The 17,563-nt window shown below is 38.9% G+C and carries 17 protein-coding genes; 7 read left to right on the top strand and 10 right to left on the bottom strand.

Annotated features, from left to right (window positions below; all coding sequences use genetic code 11):
* Positions 1-14: 14 nt before the first annotated feature.
* The gene (locus tag ACFOSX_RS13855) at positions 15-1,568 is read left to right on the top strand and encodes an amidohydrolase family protein (RefSeq protein ID WP_386103057.1); all 1,554 of its coding nucleotides are present in this window, start codon (positions 15-17) and stop codon (positions 1,566-1,568) included.
* 2 nt (positions 1,569-1,570) lie between these two features.
* On the opposite strand, the gene ACFOSX_RS13860 is transcribed toward ACFOSX_RS13855, so the two are convergent.
* Positions 1,571-2,014, bottom strand: coding sequence for an Lrp/AsnC family transcriptional regulator (locus ACFOSX_RS13860; protein ID WP_386102462.1), 444 nt, complete (start codon positions 2,012-2,014; stop codon positions 1,571-1,573).
* Positions 2,015-2,127: 113 nt separating this feature from the next.
* Here ACFOSX_RS13860 and ACFOSX_RS13865 point away from each other — a divergent pair, with 113 nt between their 5' ends.
* Complete coding sequence (locus ACFOSX_RS13865) at positions 2,128-2,523, top strand: hypothetical protein (protein ID WP_386102465.1); 396 nt, start codon at positions 2,128-2,130, stop codon at positions 2,521-2,523.
* 474 nt (positions 2,524-2,997) lie between these two features.
* On the opposite strand, the gene ACFOSX_RS13870 is transcribed toward ACFOSX_RS13865, so the two are convergent.
* Positions 2,998-6,453: a methylmalonyl-CoA mutase family protein gene (locus tag ACFOSX_RS13870; RefSeq protein WP_386102468.1), complete on the bottom strand. Its 3,456-nt coding sequence runs from the start codon at positions 6,451-6,453 to the stop codon at positions 2,998-3,000.
* Between the two features lie 342 nt (positions 6,454-6,795).
* On the opposite strand from ACFOSX_RS13870, the gene ACFOSX_RS13875 reads away from it, so the two are divergent.
* On the top strand, positions 6,796-7,896 hold the full coding sequence (locus ACFOSX_RS13875; protein WP_386102471.1) for an OmpA family protein: 1,101 nt from the start codon (positions 6,796-6,798) through the stop codon (positions 7,894-7,896).
* A 31-nt stretch (positions 7,897-7,927) separates the two neighbouring features.
* Here ACFOSX_RS13875 and ACFOSX_RS13880 read toward each other — a convergent pair whose 3' ends face one another.
* Positions 7,928-9,061 (bottom strand): TlpA family protein disulfide reductase, encoded by a 1,134-nt coding sequence (locus ACFOSX_RS13880; RefSeq protein ID WP_386102474.1) that lies wholly within the window; start codon positions 9,059-9,061, stop codon positions 7,928-7,930.
* 109 nt (positions 9,062-9,170) lie between these two features.
* Here ACFOSX_RS13880 and ACFOSX_RS13885 point away from each other — a divergent pair, with 109 nt between their 5' ends.
* Both ACFOSX_RS13885 and ACFOSX_RS13890 read left to right on the top strand, forming a co-directional pair.
* Positions 9,171-9,872 (top strand): DUF4197 domain-containing protein, encoded by a 702-nt coding sequence (locus ACFOSX_RS13885; protein WP_386102476.1) that lies wholly within the window; start codon positions 9,171-9,173, stop codon positions 9,870-9,872.
* Between the two features lie 102 nt (positions 9,873-9,974).
* Positions 9,975-10,169, top strand: a complete 195-nt coding sequence (locus ACFOSX_RS13890; protein ID WP_386102478.1) for a Lacal_2735 family protein — start codon at positions 9,975-9,977, stop codon at positions 10,167-10,169.
* Positions 10,170-10,173: 4 nt separating this feature from the next.
* On the opposite strand, the gene ACFOSX_RS13895 is transcribed toward ACFOSX_RS13890, so the two are convergent.
* The 4 genes from ACFOSX_RS13895 to prfA all read right to left on the bottom strand — a co-directional run bounded on the left by ACFOSX_RS13895 (position 10,174) and on the right by prfA (position 13,620).
* Positions 10,174-10,683: a hypothetical protein gene (locus ACFOSX_RS13895; protein WP_386102481.1), complete on the bottom strand. Its 510-nt coding sequence runs from the start codon at positions 10,681-10,683 to the stop codon at positions 10,174-10,176.
* A 168-nt stretch (positions 10,684-10,851) separates the two neighbouring features.
* Positions 10,852-11,631: an ABC transporter substrate-binding protein gene (locus ACFOSX_RS13900; protein ID WP_386102484.1), complete on the bottom strand. Its 780-nt coding sequence runs from the start codon at positions 11,629-11,631 to the stop codon at positions 10,852-10,854.
* A complete protein-coding gene (gene pyrF, locus ACFOSX_RS13905; protein ID WP_386102487.1) occupies positions 11,621-12,454 on the bottom strand; it encodes an orotidine-5'-phosphate decarboxylase in 834 nt (277 codons plus the stop codon). Before pyrF ends, ACFOSX_RS13900 begins: the two co-directional genes overlap by 11 nt.
* An 89-nt stretch (positions 12,455-12,543) precedes the next feature.
* Positions 12,544-13,620, bottom strand: coding sequence for a peptide chain release factor 1 (gene prfA / locus ACFOSX_RS13910; protein WP_386102489.1), 1,077 nt, complete (start codon positions 13,618-13,620; stop codon positions 12,544-12,546).
* 114 nt (positions 13,621-13,734) lie between these two features.
* Here prfA and ACFOSX_RS13915 point away from each other — a divergent pair, with 114 nt between their 5' ends.
* Positions 13,735-14,022: a hypothetical protein gene (locus ACFOSX_RS13915; protein ID WP_386102492.1), complete on the top strand. Its 288-nt coding sequence runs from the start codon at positions 13,735-13,737 to the stop codon at positions 14,020-14,022.
* A gap of 98 nt (positions 14,023-14,120) precedes the next feature.
* Positions 14,121-14,786 (top strand): ATP-binding cassette domain-containing protein, encoded by a 666-nt coding sequence (locus tag ACFOSX_RS13920; RefSeq protein ID WP_386102495.1) that lies wholly within the window; start codon positions 14,121-14,123, stop codon positions 14,784-14,786.
* Here the strand turns inward: ACFOSX_RS13920 and ACFOSX_RS13925 are convergent.
* The 3 genes from ACFOSX_RS13925 to ACFOSX_RS13935 form a co-directional block, all read right to left on the bottom strand.
* Entirely contained in the window at positions 14,779-15,783 is a 1,005-nt protein-coding gene (locus ACFOSX_RS13925; RefSeq protein WP_386102498.1) for a DUF3078 domain-containing protein, read from the bottom strand. The genes ACFOSX_RS13920 and ACFOSX_RS13925 overlap by 8 nt on opposite strands.
* A 137-nt stretch (positions 15,784-15,920) precedes the next feature.
* Entirely contained in the window at positions 15,921-16,805 is an 885-nt protein-coding gene (locus ACFOSX_RS13930; protein WP_386102501.1) for a DUF6624 domain-containing protein, read from the bottom strand.
* A gap of 107 nt (positions 16,806-16,912) precedes the next feature.
* Entirely contained in the window at positions 16,913-17,311 is a 399-nt protein-coding gene (locus ACFOSX_RS13935; RefSeq protein WP_386102504.1) for a hypothetical protein, read from the bottom strand.
* Positions 17,312-17,563 lie beyond the last annotated feature (252 nt).

A 17,563-nucleotide genomic window follows, 5' to 3' on the forward strand; every position in this document is an offset into this window, starting at 1 on the left:
CTATGTCTTTCATCATGAAAAACCTGTTCCTTGTTTTTACTTTTTTTTTCTCCCTATTGCTCATTGCGCAAGACAATCATAAGGGTGAAGGTCCTTTTCCCCAATTAATTATTAGAGGGGTGACTTTAATCAATGGTGATGGCTCACCGCCTCGTGGCCCAGTGGATGTGGTTGTGGAGAACAATACCATTGTGGATATAAGAGTTGTTGGCTATCCTGGAGTCGCTATAAAGGAAAGTAGTCGGCCTAAGTTAAAATCTGGCGGAAAAGAACTTAATGCTTCGGGCATGTACTTGCTCCCAGGGTTTGTGGATATGCACGGACATATTGGTGGAAGCGCCCAAGGTGCCGACCCCGATTATGTTTTTAAACTATGGATGGCCCATGGTGTGACTACGGTAAGGCAACCCAGTGGTATCGATGCTTCAAACTTAAAAAAGCAAAGTGCTAAAAATACCATTGTTGCACCTCGCATTTTCGATTATGTAGGTTTTGGGTCAGGAAGCGATACTGCCATCAGTACGCCAGAACAAGCGCGCGAATGGGTAAGGCAAAATGCCAAAAACGGCGCGGACGGCATCAAATTCTTTGGGGCAGAACCTGAGATTATGGCTTCAGCCTTAGATGAAAACAAAAAATTGGGTTTGGGTTCCGCCTGTCATCACGCCCAATTAAGCGTCGCCCGTTGGAATGTCCTTCACTCAGCCAGAGCTGGACTGACCTCCATGGAACATTGGTATGGATTACCGGAAGCCCTGTTTGAAGATAGAACCGTACAGGATTATCCCTTGGATTATAATTACCAAAACGAACAACATCGATTTGAAGAAGCGGGAAAACTCTGGAAACAGTCCGCCAAACCATTTTCTGACCATTGGAATGCCGTAATGAACGAACTCATAGCGCTAGACTTTACGCTAGACCCTACCTTTAATATTTACGAAGCCAGCCGAGATTTACATCGGGCGAGACGTGCCGAGTGGCATGAAGACTATACTTTACCGTCGCTTTGGAAATTCTACGAACCCAGCAAAGTCAGCCATGGCAGTTATTGGCATTTTTGGGGCACGGAACAAGAGATAGCATGGAAAGAAAATTTCCGTTTATGGATGACCTTTGTCAACGAATATAAAAATCGTGGTGGTCGAGTTACGGCAGGCTCCGATTCTGGGTTTATCTATCAGCTCTACGGTTTCGCATTTATCCGCGAACTGGAATTGCTTAGAGAAGCTGGTTTTCATCCGTTGGAAGTGATACGTTCTGCAACGCTAAATGGCGCTGAAGCCTTAGGCTGGGATGATAAAATTGGAAGTATTCAAATCGGGAAATTAGCGGATTTCGTACTTATTGAAGAAAACCCTTTAGTGAACCTGAAAGTGCTCTACGGCACGGGCGCCATTAAACTGACCGATGATAATGAGGTCGTACGCGTTGGTGGTGTAAAATATACGATTAAAGACGGCATTATCTACGACTCTAAAAAATTGTTGGCGGAAGTAAAAGCACAAGTTGATGCTGAAAAGGCAAAGGCCAATTGGGAATTGAAGCAACCTGGAGTTAAGAATTAGAATTACTTCAAAGGCTGAATCGCGCTATTCTTCACAACGTGGGAGAGTACAATCTGTGTTTTACACTCGCCATAAACAATCAATTGGTCAATAAAACTTTCAAGATGTTTCTGGTTTGTTAAGACCACTTCCATTACGATGTTTTCGTTGCCAGTTATTCGATAACAATTAATAACCTCATCGTAGGTTTTCACTTTCTCAAGAAAGGGTTTTAGCATGCCCATAAATGCTCTTAAAGTAATGATGGCTTTGAGTTGATAACCCGCTTCAAACGGCGAAATTTCGGTATTGTATTCCTCAATGAGTCCGGCATCTTCCATCTTTTTAATCCGTTCTGCAACAGCAGGCGAACTGATACCCACACGCCTACCAATCTCTGCATTGCTAAGCCGTGCATTGGCTTGAAGGTGCTTTAAAATAGACCAGTTGAGCTTATCAATTATCATTTAAGGTAAATCTTTAATTTTCGTTATTAATTAAATCAAATATACATTTTTACCTTAAAATCGAAAGTTAAAATTTTAGATTCCGTCGTAATTTTGTTGAAAACGTTTAGAAAATGAATTACGCAATGCCATTGTATCTCTCTGATATGCCACTATATAGAAAGGCGATGGACATCATTTATCTATCGCGAAACATCTCCACCTATCTTCAGCACGATTTATCTTATCTATCTGAAGACGGGCAAGAAGACCCTAATATTTATTTTACGGGAGATATCATTCAACAGTCCAATTCTTTGGCTCCTGAAATCATTAACGCCGAGCGTGAAAAATTTTCAGACAACAAATACAAGCATGTTGAAGCTTTGGAGCGATTGACTTATCTCCTTAATCGCAACTGCAAACGTCTCGAAAAATCGAACAGTAACGGGCGGGATTATTTGCCTTTGTTACGAAGTGAGCTGAAAAAGTTTAGGAAGTTGCAACGCACTTGGATGCTGACGTTGTAGTATTAAGTCGCAGTCTCTTTTCTGCGCCAAATCTAATATTCCACTTTTTAATTTATAATTACAAGAACCCTTTGGTTAAATTTCTGTTGGACTAGTCTCTCTGGGCGATGGCTTCTATGTATTTTATTAGGTTGAATACGATAAGTCGAAAGCCATCAGTACAGTTGGGTCAAGGCAAATTTACAGTTATAATTGAGCTAGGCTTAGTTTAATGACCAATTGTCTACGCTCAGTGTCAACGTCCCCTAGAGTTTTACCCTAGAGATTCCTCGACAAGCTCGGGATAAGCGATTCACACGCTTTTTCAAAAAGAAAAAGCGGTTCTCTGAGATGCCGATGTTGCAATCGGCATAAGCGATATTCACAATTTTGAATGCGCTACGCTTTTCAAAATTGGAATCCTGAGACGCCCGACGCTTCGGTCGGGGTAAGCGATTCACACGCTTTTTCAAAAAAGAAAAAGCGGTTCTCTGCTTACATATTCCGGCGATACTGCCCTCCTACTTCGAATAAAGCAGATGTAATCTGACCCAAGGATGCTTTTTTACAAACCTCCATTAATGCTTCAAAAATGTTTTCGTTATTAATAGCTCTTTTCTGAAGGTCTTTAAGCAAATCAGACACATCATTTCGCTCATGAAGCGCTTCCAACATTTTAATCTGGTATTCCTTTTCGGTTTCTGTGGCTCTGATGACCTCAGCAGGTTGAACCGTTGGCGAACCTTTACTACTCAAAAAGGTATTTACACCGATAATCGGGAATTCGCCATTGTGCTTTAAGGTTTCGTAATACAAGCTTTCCTCCTGAATCTTACTACGCTGGTACATGGTTTCCATAGCACCTAAAACGCCACCACGTTCTGTGATTCTATCGAACTCTGTCAAGACAGCTTCTTCAACCAAATCGGTTAACTCTTCAATGATGAACGCCCCTTGAATTGGGTTTTCATTCTTCGCCAAGCCTAATTCTTTATTGATAATCAATTGAATGGCCATGGCACGTCTTACCGATTCTTCAGTTGGTGTGGTAATAGCTTCATCATAGGCATTAGTATGAAGCGAATTACAGTTATCGTAAATCGCATACAGAGCCTGAAGCGTGGTACGGATATCATTGAAATCAATCTCTTGGGCATGTAAACTTCGACCCGAGGTTTGAATGTGATATTTCAACATCTGAGCACGTGGGTTGGCACCGTATTTATGCTTTAAGGCTTTAGCCCAAATCTTTCGGGCCACACGACCAATCACCGCATATTCCGGGTCGATACCGTTAGAAAAGAAGAAGGATAAGTTCGGTCCAAACTTATTGATGTCCATTCCCCTCGATAAGTAATACTCTACATAGGTAAAGCCATTTGCCAAGGTAAATGCCAATTGAGAAATAGGATTCGCACCTGCTTCCGCAATATGGTACCCTGAAATAGATACCGAATAGAAATTTCGGATTTTATTAATGATAAAATATTCCTGAACATCACCCATCAATCGAAGTGCAAACTCTGTAGAAAAAATACATGTGTTCTGCGCTTGGTCTTCTTTAAGAATATCCGCCTGAACCGTTCCCCTAACCTGAGCAATGGTTTTGGTTTTTATGTCTTCATAAATATCTTTTGGTAATACCTGGTCGCCCGTTACACCCAAAAGCATTAGACCTAAGCCATCATTCCCTTCTGGAATGTCACCTTGGTATTCTGGTCGTTTTTTGCCTTCGTATAGTTTAACAATTTTAGCTTCAACCTCGTCTTCTAGACCGTTTTCCTTGATGTAGAATTCGCATTGCTGGTCAATAGCCGTATTCATAAAGAAACCGAGTAGCATCGGTGCGGGCCCATTAATCGTCATACTTACCGAAGTCATTGGGTCAGCTAAATTAAAACCTGAATAGAGCTTTTTAGCATCATCTAAACAGCAAATACTTACACCAGCATTTCCAATTTTTCCGTAGATATCCGGTCGGTAATCTGGGTCGTTTCCGTACAGTGTAACACTGTCAAAGGCTGTAGATAAGCGCTTGGCTGGCAATCCTAAACTTACGTAGTGAAAACGTCTGTTGGTGCGCTCTGGCCCTCCTTCGCCAGCAAACATCCTGGTTGGGTCTTCACCCGTACGTTTAAATGGATAGAGTCCTGCGGTATAAGGGAATTCACCAGGCACATTCTCTTGAAGCGTCCATCGCAATATGTCGCCCCAAGCTTCATATTTTGGTAAAGCTACTTTTGGTATTTGGGTATGGGATAGGGATTCCGTATGTGTATCTATTTTGATTTCCTTATCGCGTACCTTAAAACTGTAAACTGGACTTTTATAGGTGTTTATTTTGTCTTCCCAACCCGTAATGACTTCCCAATTAAATGGGTCTAGGTTCATTTTTACACGGTCGAATTCAGCTAACAATAATTTAATCAAGTCTTTGTTTTCGCCTGTTTTTGAACTGTCAGAATCGATGTTGATTCCCGCTTTATCCAGTTGAGGCGTCGAACCTGAAACAGATTCTAACGTTTTAAAAATCCCATATAATGTCTGAGCGACGTTAACCTGGGCATCAGCTGTTTTATCATACGCACGATTATTCTCAGCAATTTCAGACAAGTAACGTGTACGTGCTGGTGGAATGACGAAAATCTTCTCGCTCATTTCCTTAGAAATCTCAAAGTTCGATTTTAAATCTGTATCCGTTTTTTCAACCAGCTCATCCATTATCGCTTTGTAAAGCGTATTCATGCCTGGGTCATTGAACTGAGAGGCAATTGTCCCGAATACAGGCATTGTATCTGGGTCTTCGTGCCATAGATTGTGATTACGCATATACTGCTTTTTCACATCGCGTAGAGCATCTAAAGCCCCTCTCTTATCGAACTTGTTGATGGCAACGAGATCCGCAAAATCGAGCATGTCGATCTTTTCAAGCTGCGTGGCCGCACCGAATTCTGGCGTCATCACATATAAGGAGACATCAGAGTGCTCTAAAATTTCTGTATCGGATTGCCCGATTCCGGAAGTTTCTAAAATGATGATATCATATTTGGCCGCTTTCAAAACTTCAACCGCCTCATTTACATATTTTGACAAGGCCAGATTAGACTGACGTGTTGCTAAACTTCGCATGTAAACGCGAGGTGAATTAATGGCATTCATACGGATACGGTCACCCAATAAGGCACCACCAGTTTTTCGTTTTGAAGGGTCTACAGAAACGAGACCGATTGTCTTTTCAGGAAAATCGATTAGGAAACGTCTCACCAATTCGTCAACTAAAGATGATTTACCAGCACCACCAGTTCCGGTGATTCCTAGTACAGGACAAGCCCCATCTTCCCGAAGTGTCGGGATTCCCGAAGGGGAAGAATTTTCACTCAACTGGGTAAATAATTCTTCAAATTTGTCATGTTTATTTTCAGCAAATGAAATTAATCGCGCTATCGTATTAACGTCTTTATCTTTTAAACTCTGAGTTATTTCCTTCCCTTTGGGAAGAATTAAGGATGGGCTTTCATAATCTGATAGTTCAACCAAATCATTAATCATACCTTGAAGTCCCATTTCACGGCCATCATCTGGTGAATAGATTCTCGTAATGCCGTAATCCATGAGTTCCTTTATTTCTTCAGGAAGAATGACGCCGCCACCGCCACCAAAAATTTTAATGTGCCCAGCTCCTTTTTCCTTCAGAAGGTCATACATGTATTTAAAGTATTCATTGTGCCCCCCTTGGTAAGAGGTCATGGCAATTGCATTGGCATCTTCTTGAATCGCTGTATTGACGACTTCCTCAACACTCCTATCATGTCCCAAATGAATAACCTCAACACCAGTGGATTGAATAATACGACGCATAATGTTTATTGCTGCATCATGCCCATCAAATAATGAGGCTGCGGTAACGATTCTAACTTTATGTTTTGGCTTGTAAGGTGTGATTTGATTCATTCGTAAAATAGCTGGATTTTAATCGTGTAAATTTAAGGGTTTTTCAAAAATTTTAAGGAATAGTTGTGAATTGTTTAAGAAGACTAAAAACAATGCGCTTTATCGGTTTAAATATTAATTTTCTTACATAAAATGTTAAAAGTTTAACAATTTTTCATTAAATTTACTTCCCTATTTATCTACTAAACAGTTTTTTTAAGAAAATTTTTTTAACATTTCTTGACTTTATTGATAATCATTTGTCGATTGTCATTTATCAACTTTACCGCTTACTAATTGTGATTAAACATTCCAGAGTCAACTGGGAAATTTGATTTATATAACCATTAACTAATTACTATTATGAAAAAGCGATTATTATTCCTTGTTACCCTAATGGCCGGTTTTGGCTATGGTAACGCACAAGACCTACCTGCAAATCCAGACCCAGGTAAATGCTATGTGAAATGTATTACCAAAGACACTTTCAAAGAGGTGACCGAAACGATACAAACGAGTCCAGCTTATACAACACTAGAGATTGTACCTGCGACCTATAAAACTGTAGAAGAGCGTGTTTTAGTAAAAGAAGCATCAAAGAAGTATACTTATGTACCCGCAGTTTATGAAACGGTTGACGTTACTTACATGAAAAAAGAAGGACGTAATAATTTAAGTGTTGTTCCTGCAACATTTGGCTCGAGTTCACAACGATTTGAAACTTATCCGCAGACTTCGGGTTGGGAATATCGTATCTTAGAAGACTGCCCATCAGTTAATAAGGACGATTGTGTAGCGGCATGTTTTGTAGAGTACCCAGCACAATTTAGAGAAGTTAGCTTCACAACCTTAGCTACTGACGCATCAACTAATGCTTCTCCAGTACCAGAACAAATGGCAACCTATAAAAAACGTGTGGTGAAGACTCCTGCTCGTATGGAAGAAATTGAAATCCCAGCTGAATACACCACCATTACTAAGCAAGTTGTAGACACACCAGCTTCAACTAGAAGTAATACGGTGCCAGCACAAACATCAACTGTGACTAGAACTGTTTTAGACCAAAAAGGTGGTATCACAACTTGGGAGCCTGTAGATTGTGAATTACTAAATCCAACTGTTTTACCAGTGTTTTACGAATTAGGTAGCGCACGTTTAACAGCAGATTCTAAAAGAGTTATTGACGAAACATTATTACCTATTTTAAATGATTCTAATGTGAATGTTGAAATTATGTCACACACAGATTCTAGAGGTAATGACTCATTTAATCAATCCCTTTCCCAGCAACGTGCTAATTCTGTTGTAAACTATTTAGTTTCTCAAGGCATAAGCAGAAGCAGATTATCTTCTAGAGGTTTTGGTGAGACACGTTTAACAAACAGATGTTCTAACGGTGTTGACTGCTCAGAAGCACAACACGCTAGAAACAGAAGAACTGAATTTAGAGTGATTAATAACTAACCATCTCATTCTATATAATTAAAAAAGCGCCTTATGGCGCTTTTTTTGTGATTCTATATACGGGATAGTCTCCCATTTTTTTCTCTACCTCAATACCGAATGAGTCGCTGAGGTCCGCCTTCATCAGTTCAAAAAATTTGTAATGAATTCGCCAATCGTGATTCTGAAAACTACGTTCGTCTTCATTATTAATAATGACTGGAACATCCAATACAAAGGCCAATTGATATGCCATGGCTTTAAGGGTAGCGTTATCTGCTTCAATTTCAGAATCACCTACCAAAAACTTTCCCGACTGTGCGCCCCAATTAATTTGGTTGATATCCCAAAATCGTGGTTCTTTTAAGTCTAAAGTCAAAACCTCTCCTTTTTTCATAGAGCGTTCCACACCATAACCGAGTTCTTTAATGAACTTGAGTGCAAGATTCTCTGATGGATTCAAGGGTTTTTTAAATATAACCTCATAATTGGTATTGGCCTTAGCGTCTATATCAATCTGGTTTTTGTAGATTTTAGCCAAATAACCTACAATAGCTTTCAAATCCCCTTTAACTTTAAGATAGTTATTCGCATCTTCAACCTGTAAATCAAAAGCCCCAGCAGGTATTGGTTTAATCTCTAAATCTTTAGTTGGTATGTAATCCGAAATATCTTCCGAAGCCACTTCTTCAATAATATTAACAAACTCATTTAAAGAACTTCTGGTTCGTTCTTGACGCAAATATCTATTGATTAAATTGACTGTTAAATCTCCAGGACTTCCCTCCCAAAGTTTTTTGCCATTGGCATTAAACAGCATACCATTGGGCAATGCTCTCACTTTATATTTTTTGAAGGTCTCTCCGTAATTATCAATGGCTACAGCTAAATCTGATGGCCTTTTTTCCAAAAAGCGTTCTACGGTTACTGGATTTTCTTCAGAAAGCGATATAATATAAAAGTCGTTAGGCACTTGTCGTTGAATAGATGACAGGTATTTTTTAGCATGAATACAAGGCCCACACCAAGTCGCCCAAAAATCAACATAATAAAGCTTGTTATCATCAGCAGAAGCAATTTTGGATGCTTGCATGAATTCTGACACATTGATTTGCCCAACGGCATTGTGCGTGAATCCCATAACCATAAGGACCAGCAATACCGATTTTAATGTATTTACAATCATAATTTTATTGATTACGACACCATCCATTCAAATATCGTGCTAAATTTACGTTTAACACCAAATTCTTAAATAACAGATGAATTATTCGTCTGATATAAAACTAAATCTAATGAAAAAAATTGCATCATTCGTATTAACGTTATTTTTATTAAGCTCTTGTGCTGAGTTGAAACAGGTTGTCAGTCAGCTACCACAAGGCGGAGTTTCGGATATTGATATCTCTAATGGCCTAAGACAAGCCTTGGATTTTGGTATTGAAAAACAAGTGACTAAACTCACCCAAAAAGATGGTTTTTTTAGAAATGAATTGGTGAAAATACTGCTCCCTGATGAATTACAAAAAGTAGACAAGGCATTACGAGATATAGGATTATCTAGCTTGGCCGATGAAGGCCTTAAAGTGTTGAACCGTGCCGCGGAAGATGCCGTTAAAGAAGCTACGCCCATTTTTGTGGATGCTGTAAAAGGCATAACCTTTAATGATGCCCGAAATATTTTATTAGGAAGTGATGATGCCGCTACGCAATACTTAACCGGCCGAACGCAAAATGCACTTTACCAGAAATTTTCTCCCGTGATTCAAAATTCTTTTCAGAAAGTTGGAGCTGACCAAATTTGGGAAAACCTTATCAATCGATATAATAGCATTCCATTTACTGCTGACGTTAATCCTGACTTGACGGACTACGTAACGGGAGAAGCTCTAGAAGGCGTTTATACCATGATTGCTGTAGAAGAAAAAGAGATTAGAAACAAGATTTCTTCGCGGACAACCGACCTTCTGAAACGTGTTTTCTCTCTACAGGATTAAGCAATGTGCTCAATCGAATTCTTATGGATAATTTTTTAATTATCAGGTCTTTACATTAAAAAATAAATCTTATATTTATAGAGCGATTAAGAATATCAACCAATGTCCACCCAACCAAAATTAAGAGAAAAGCGAGATAAATTGAAGAACAAATATGCTCAGCTTGCAGAAGACGCTTACAATTTAAGACAGACCGACCATGCCCTTAGTGATTTGTTTGAATTTAAAGCCATGAAGGTGCTTCACAAATTAAGAAAATTGAGATTCTTAGAGCGCGACTTAGTGCGTTTCAATTAATTCCTTAGCCCTTCTTTTTATACAATCCATCAAATGCCACGGTCACTGGTTTTCGTTCCGTAAAAGTTTCCCATAATTGTCGCACACTACCATCCTCATTAGCCGTCCAAGTCACCTGATGATAAAATGTTTCCCCTGCTGTATTCTTCTCGTCATCCGTACGTAAAATCATTTGGTTTCCGACCCTTTTGCCTTTGAGATGCAAGGAGCCTCCACGATTATCTATCCAAATCTGCTCCCATTGTTTTGTTTTGGCATTGTAAAAATTATAGCTCGTACCTGTGTAACCGGCAGTGGCACTCGTCCAGTTTTCCTTAACAACGCAATTACCTTCCACCTTGGTGATTTGGTTGAATCCTGCTTTGCTACCGTTAGGGTTGGTGACATCCCATTCGCCAATCCAGAAGTCAAAATCATCATGGTGTTCGGTACAGCAACTGCATGTTTGCTGTTGTTGCGCTATAGACATTTGAAGCATAAAAACGGTACAGACTAAAACGTAAACGTATTTCATGATATAAAGTTTTTCACTAATCTATTAAAGTTGAATTAATTATCTCCTAATATTATCATAACATGAAGCCAAGGAATATTAGCGATATTTGAATATCGATTTAGTTAGTCCAAATTTTCGATTGGAAAAAGTTAGTGAAGACCATGGTGAAAGCTGTGGTCTTTTAGGTTAAGGTAAGGTCTTAAAATAAGGATATGACTTTAAAAGCCGGCTTCCATACCACGAAAATAACTCCCCGTCCACCACTCTAATCTCCTTGTCAGGAAAGCGGTTTTTTAATTCGTTCACATGCTTCTCCTTAAACGGAAAGGGCTCGCTAGACAGAAGAATACAATCCGCTTTCTCCAATTCTGAAGCCTCCAATGAAATTTCAGGATAGCGTTTCCGATTTGAAAATATATTTAAGAAACCAGCGTCCTGTAGCATATAATTAATAAAGGTATCACCACCTGCAACCATGTAGGGGTCTTTCCAAATAAAGTAGACAACTGATTTTTTAGTCTGAATTGAAATCGTTTGTTTGAAGTTTTGTCTTTCAGACTGGATATTAGCAGTTAAGCGCAATGCTTTTTCAGTAACATCAAACAATTCGCCATACATTTTTATCAGTTCGAAACAAGACTCCAAGTCATAAACATCACTGATATGAATAGGCGCAAGCTGTTGTAACTCTTCCACCATCATTTTGGTGTTTTCTTCCTTGTTGCAGAGAATGATATCAGGTTTAAGCGACTCAATCAAATCTAGCTTTACCTGTTTGGTACCACCGACGATTGTTTTCTCTTTTCGAAGCGTTTCGGGATGAACGCAGAATTTTGTAATCCCAACGATTGCATCTTTCAAACCTAAATCCACTAAGAGTTCGGTTTGGCTTGGCACCAGGCTGACGATTCGTTTTGGGGTTTCCTTAAATTCTAAAATTCTATGAAGTTGGTCTTTAATTTGCATGACCAAAATACTGGTCTAAAGCCGTGTGCATCTGTTGTTGCAAATCCTTAGCCTTTTCAGCCGAAGCTTCCGCAAAATCTTCGTCATTTGAAGCGTAGATGATACCGCGAGACGAATTTACCAATAAGCCTACATCATCATTCATACCGTATTTAGCAACTTCTTTTAAGCTACCACCCTGCGCACCAACTCCTGGCACCAACAAGAAATTATTTGGAATGATTTCTCTAATCTCAGACAAATATTCGGCTTTTGTAGCACCGACAACATACATTAATTGTTCGGCATTTTTGTACTGCTTTGTGGTTTCAAGAACGTGCTGGTATAACGGTTTGCCATCAACCGTTTTTGTTTGGAAATCGAAAGCTCCTTGGTTAGAAGTTAAAGCTAAGAGAATGGTGTGCTTATCCTTAAATTCCAGAAACGGTTCAACGGAATCTTTGCCCATGTAGGGTGCGACAGTAACACTATCGAATTCTAAATCCTCGAAAAAAGCTTTGGCGTACATACTGCTTGTATTACCAATATCTCCGCGTTTGGCGTCTGCAATGGTAAACTGCTCGGGATAATTCTCGTTAAGATATGAGATGGTTTTCTCAAGTGCTTGCCAACCTTTTAAGCCGTAGGCTTCGTAAAAAGCCGTGTTTGGTTTGTATGCCACACACAAATGATGTGTGGCGTCAATAATGGCTTTATTAAACGCAAAAATTGGGTCTTCCTCCTTTAATAAATGCTTTGGGAATTTATTTAAATCTACATCCAAACCTATGCAGAGAAAGGAGCTTTTCTTTTTTATTTGGGAGGTAAGTTCTTGAGTTTGCATATCAAAATATAGTCTTGTAGTCAATTGCACTTCGACTGCGCTCAGTGTGACAAAACATTAAATTAAAAGCCTCAACAGGAGGCTTTAATTTATAACACTTCATCGTTAGCTTTCAGCAATTCTGTATTCTCCGCCAACATTAATTCATCCACAATTTTCTGGATGTCACCATCGATAATATTAGACAAATCATAAAGTGTCAGGCCAATTCTATGGTCTGTGACACGTCCTTGTGGATAATTATATGTTCTAATCTTAGCACTTCTATCACCCGATGACACCATAGACTTTCGTTTGGCTGAATCTTCGGCGCGTTGCTTTTCCAGCTCTAAATCGTATAGACGCGTACGCAATACTTTTAAAGCTTTTTCTAAATTTTTATGGGATGATTTCTGGTCCTGACAACTCACAATCATTCCGGTGGGTTCGTGATGTAACTTAATAGCCGAATAGGTTGTATTTACCGACTGACCTCCAGGGCCTGTTGATGTGGTACGTTCAATTCGCACTTCGGTCATGTCCAATTCAAAATCTATTTCTTCGGCTTCTGGCAATACCATCACTGTGGCCGCGCTGGTGTGCACTCTCCCTTGGGTTTCTGTTTGGGGTACTCGCTGTACACGGTGAACGCCAGCTTCAAACTTCATGGTGCCGTAGACATCTTCGCCATTAACTTCAAAAATAACTTCTTTGAAACCACCAGATGTGCCTTCACTCATACTCACCACATCGGTAGACCAGCCTTTAGAACTGCAATACTTGGTGTACATGCGGTATAAATCGCCCGCAAAAATACTTGCTTCATCGCCACCGGTTCCTGCTCGGACCTCAACAACAACGTTCTTTTCGTCGTCAGGGTCTTTCGGAATTAACATAAAGCGGATATCCTCTTCAATCTTTGGTAATTCCTCTTTAGCTTCCTCCAATTGCATTTTGGCCATTTCTACCATTTCGGCATCGGAGCCATCGGCAATAATCTCTTCGGCTTCAGAAATATTATCTAATAATTCCTTATAGATTTCGCCCTTATCGACGATTTGCTTTAGGTCTTTATATTCTTTGTTCAGCTTTACATAACGCTTCTGGTCCGAAATAATATCGGGCTGAATGATAAGGTCGTTTACCTCATCAAAACGTTGCTTCACTATCTGTATTTTCTCTATCATTGAGCTCTAAAATTCTAGCTTCAAAAATACGATAATTTATCAATTCTATGTGCTAATGCGACATTTGCTTCCGCTTCAAAAATAAATGGGAAAGCCCTGCGTTAAAAGGGTATGATGCAACGATTCCTAACTATACTTGCATTTTACAAGCCGTTTGTGGTTTGGTCCTTTGCGATTAATGTGTTGCTCGGTTTTTTTAACCCGCACCTTATGCCCGTCATTGTGACCAAATTATTTCTTACGGTTTTTGCATGGTATTATGTGAACGAAACCAATGCCAAGCGCAAACTGACATTTTATAAAAATTTGGGGATTTCGCCATTGACGTTGTTTTCTTCCTTATTTTTAGTAGATATAACTTTAACCATTGGATTTCTAACTGTTTTTAAGGAATTCACTTAGCCCCACCCGAAATGGTCAGAAAAGACCATTCCGACCTCTCCAAAGAGAAGGTAAATAGGGTTGCCGATGCAAGTCGGAAAGGCTTGATATTTTAAAACATGTTATTTGAACTAGACAATGTAGAACTTTACTTTAAGAACAAACGAATTTTAAACGGTATTTACCTCAAAGCAGAAACTGGAAAAGTGACTGGGATTTTGGGTAGAAATGGCTGTGGAAAAAGTAGTTTGCTCAACATCGCCTTTGGTTCTCTTAAGGCGAAATATCAGTTGATTCGGCTAGATAACACACCCGTTTTAAAGCCCCTATACCAAACCAAAAGAGTAAAGTATTTACCACAATACCATTTTGTACCCAATAGTTTTAGGCTTGCCAAGGTCTTTAAACTCTACCAATTGCAATGGGAAGATTTTGCAAAACGCTTTCCGACGATGGCGCAATTTGAAAAACACCGCTTTAAAAATTTATCTGGTGGCGAACGCCGTTTAATTGAATCTTACATCATCTTAAAAAGCGATAGCCAAATAGTGTTGCTAGATGAGCCTTTTTCTCATTTGGCACCGCTTCATATCGACGTGGTAAAAGAACTAATTGAAGAAGAGAAGCAAAATAAAGCCATTATCATCAGTGACCATATGTATCGTCACATTATTGATATGTCTGATGATTTGTATTTGCTGAAAAATGGAACCACCAAATTAATAACCAACCTCACAGAGCTCGAAGATTATCACTACCTAAGCGAGGGCACTTTATCTAATTAGTTTCTTTGGTTAAACTAGATAAATCTACAACCACACCAATTCCAAGCAATTGTTTCCACTGCAGTTTTGGACCGGCAATTAAGGTTTGCCTGTTGGTCATTTCATCAGTTTCAACTTCAGATTTAATATCATTATCGTAACGTAAATGCGAGCCAAGGATAGCGTTGACGTATTTGTTTACCTTAAAGTCAAAGCTCACTTCCCACTCCAAATCTACGTTTCCGAAGCTATTAAGATAGTCCGTGTAGAGACGTAGAAGGCTATTCATTTTTACGTTTTCGAGAATCTCGTTTTCGTATTCGTTGGTTAATAAAATCCCGAATTCACGACGAATCATCTTCCCTGGTCTAAGCACATTACCCGCCATATCGTAAATGGCTGGGTCCACACCAAATGAACCTGCATTGGCCAAGTCTTGGTCCAAAACAAATGTGGTCTTTAATGTTAATGGCGAAGCATAAAAGGAAAATTTCTCAATATGGCGTCCATACTCAATTCCCGCACCCAAAAATAAATAGCCTGGTGCCATGAATTTTGAAATCGGCGTTTCCCGGTCGGGATAATTAAACCCGTTTGCATATTGGGTATTAAAACTGAAACGGGCGGAATAGAACCAGTTGCTTTCCTCATCGGTTTCATAGCCAAAGTTGGAAATAACAGAAAGTACATCCTCAGTTTTTCTGACACCCTGACTCTCTTGTTTGTTAATGCCATATCGCGTAAGCAAAGTGCTATTCCAAAAATAATGGTCTTGCTTTAGTCGTGCCGATGCTTTTCCCGAGATGATGCCCGAAATGGAATTGGCCCCACCAGCATTCCAATTGGTAAATGACACTTGGTTGATGTACAAACCCAATTCTTCTTTTAGTTTCCATCCAAAGTCTTCGATATTCGTTTCCTTTTCGGTCAGAAAAAGGGAATCTGGCTGGGCTAGAATATCTTCTATACCAGTTAGTGTCACGGCTAGCGCAACAAGCGTAATTTTAAAAAATCTCATGGTAGTTTAGTCTGAAGGAATCTCGGTAGTTTGGTGGTTTAGCGGTTTGGTTTAGAACAATAAATTATGTAACGTTGGTATTACATTTTGTTGTTCGGCAAATTTAGGAAAGACTGAAAACTAAGCAAAAGATAGACTTAGTTTATGCCATACTTTTTTCTTACCGTGTCAATCAGCTCGTTATCTGCCAAAGGGACTCCAGATTGACTCCCAAAAATTTGATGGCCTTCTTTGATACTGTAAATCCTGTCTAGCAACATTTTCAATGGCACAACATCGAGTTCTTTGGACTTTACGGCTTTATGAATAATCGGCAAATAGGTTTCCATCATTTCTATATTTGAGTGCTGAATGACAATCCACATTGTAGATGCATACTTATCGCCGACCAAGGATGCCCCAACGTAGGTATTGTATTTTTTGAAGAGTGAATCTACAACACGCTGATTTTCTAAATCTAACGGTCGTTGTTTGCTCCAATCCGTATCCGTCAACTTTCTAAATTTACCATCGGTTTTATTGATTTTATCCATGAGCCTGACTAAATCTTCATTTAAATCGTGCTTGGCGATATAATCTTCAAGATTAAAAACAGGAGCTTTAGAAGCACTTTTTGAAGCACGACAAATAGCTATGCGTTTTTCGATTTGAGGTCTTAAACCATCAAACTTTTTCGATTTAAAAAACCCTTCAATCAAAAAATAATCGCAACTATCCTTAGATTCATAAAATTTTTTGAAGGCCAAATTTATGTGTTCCTCACTTTCATTTAAGCTCAAAAATGCCGAAAGCACATTAAAATAATCGGCACAATTGAAGTTTTCAGGCTTATTCTCTGTCGCTTTTTTGATTTCATCAATTATCATTTTACCATAATTGAAATCCTTTTCAGACACTGAATTCTTTTCGGGCTGAAATGAAAGAATATCCTGTTCAAAATTTGAATCGCTCAGTGAGGTTGATTGCGCTTGAAGAAGTACAAATGACAAGAAAAATAACACGGATAAAATTAAAGTCTTCATAACGCTTAGCTTTTTGATTCCTTTCAAAATTACCCAGAAAATATCGATGCAATAGTTATTTAATGTTAAAGATTGTCATCTCAACATCAACGTATTACAAGCCGAGTCTATTCAGTTCGTTTAAAAACATCCTTAAAATAAACGGTCCATTCACCATTTTGAAAGGTCTCGCCATATTCTACAAACTGCCCTTCATCATTTATCCCAAAAATGAATCGTTTTGTTTCCGTTGGCCAAACAATGAGTTGTCCATCCTTAAACTCTGCCCTGTACTTAGCGCTTCCTGTTTTGTAAAATGGATTGTAATAAAAAGTATCATCCGTTTCATCGTAGTATATGACGGTATGTAGTTGCAAGGCCTCAGAATCTAAATCAATAGTGAGAATATGCCCGTCTAAGCCGTAACTTATTTTTTCAAAAGCGGGTACCGTTTTAATTGCTTTTCCACCTTTATAAGTTGTTGATTGGCCAATCCATTCACCGACTAACGGATTGAGTTGACTCATTTTTTCTTGTTGAATTGATTGTGAATAAACACAAATCCCAAATAAAAAGAGGATTATACTGACCTTGAAATTTAAGCTTGGCATTAAGATATTTAATATTTTAATTAACGTGATTTTGCAACAATAAATTTGTTGTAAGTTAAAGTATTGAAATTAAATAATGGTTTGCCTATACCTACAGTTCAGAATACTATTTACCTTATGTTCATTTTGCCTTGATGCAAAACGAACGAAAAAACACAATCAAAATAT

The organism is Winogradskyella maritima (assembly GCF_042650215.1).
Taxonomy (GTDB): domain Bacteria; phylum Bacteroidota; class Bacteroidia; order Flavobacteriales; family Flavobacteriaceae; genus Winogradskyella; species Winogradskyella maritima.

Excerpts from the sequence above, each read along its gene's own strand:
- ACFOSX_RS13860 (WP_386102462.1), bottom strand. The coding sequence starts at position 2,014 with ATGATAATTGATAAGCTCAACTGGTCTATTTTAAAGCACCTTCAAGCC.
- ACFOSX_RS13915 (WP_386102492.1), top strand. The coding sequence starts at position 13,735 with ATGCAACGATTCCTAACTATACTTGCATTTTACAAGCCGTTTGTGGTT.
- ACFOSX_RS13935 (WP_386102504.1), bottom strand. The coding sequence starts at position 17,311 with ATGAGTCAACTCAATCCGTTAGTCGGTGAATGGATTGGCCAATCAACA.
- pyrF (WP_386102487.1), bottom strand. The coding sequence starts at position 12,454 with ATGCAAACTCAAGAACTTACCTCCCAAATAAAAAAGAAAAGCTCCTTT.
- ACFOSX_RS13920 (WP_386102495.1), top strand. The coding sequence starts at position 14,121 with ATGTTATTTGAACTAGACAATGTAGAACTTTACTTTAAGAACAAACGA.
- ACFOSX_RS13865 (WP_386102465.1), top strand. The coding sequence starts at position 2,128 with ATGAATTACGCAATGCCATTGTATCTCTCTGATATGCCACTATATAGA.
- ACFOSX_RS13875 (WP_386102471.1), top strand. The coding sequence starts at position 6,796 with ATGAAAAAGCGATTATTATTCCTTGTTACCCTAATGGCCGGTTTTGGC.
- ACFOSX_RS13900 (WP_386102484.1), bottom strand. The coding sequence starts at position 11,631 with ATGCAAATTAAAGACCAACTTCATAGAATTTTAGAATTTAAGGAAACC.
- prfA (WP_386102489.1), bottom strand. The coding sequence starts at position 13,620 with ATGATAGAGAAAATACAGATAGTGAAGCAACGTTTTGATGAGGTAAAC.
- ACFOSX_RS13895 (WP_386102481.1), bottom strand. The coding sequence starts at position 10,683 with ATGAAATACGTTTACGTTTTAGTCTGTACCGTTTTTATGCTTCAAATG.
- ACFOSX_RS13870 (WP_386102468.1), bottom strand. The coding sequence starts at position 6,453 with ATGAATCAAATCACACCTTACAAGCCAAAACATAAAGTTAGAATCGTT.
- ACFOSX_RS13885 (WP_386102476.1), top strand. The coding sequence starts at position 9,171 with ATGAAAAAAATTGCATCATTCGTATTAACGTTATTTTTATTAAGCTCT.
- ACFOSX_RS13890 (WP_386102478.1), top strand. The coding sequence starts at position 9,975 with ATGTCCACCCAACCAAAATTAAGAGAAAAGCGAGATAAATTGAAGAAC.
- ACFOSX_RS13930 (WP_386102501.1), bottom strand. The coding sequence starts at position 16,805 with ATGAAGACTTTAATTTTATCCGTGTTATTTTTCTTGTCATTTGTACTT.
- ACFOSX_RS13880 (WP_386102474.1), bottom strand. The coding sequence starts at position 9,061 with ATGATTGTAAATACATTAAAATCGGTATTGCTGGTCCTTATGGTTATG.
- ACFOSX_RS13925 (WP_386102498.1), bottom strand. The coding sequence starts at position 15,783 with ATGAGATTTTTTAAAATTACGCTTGTTGCGCTAGCCGTGACACTAACT.
- ACFOSX_RS13855 (WP_386103057.1), top strand. The coding sequence starts at position 15 with ATGAAAAACCTGTTCCTTGTTTTTACTTTTTTTTTCTCCCTATTGCTC.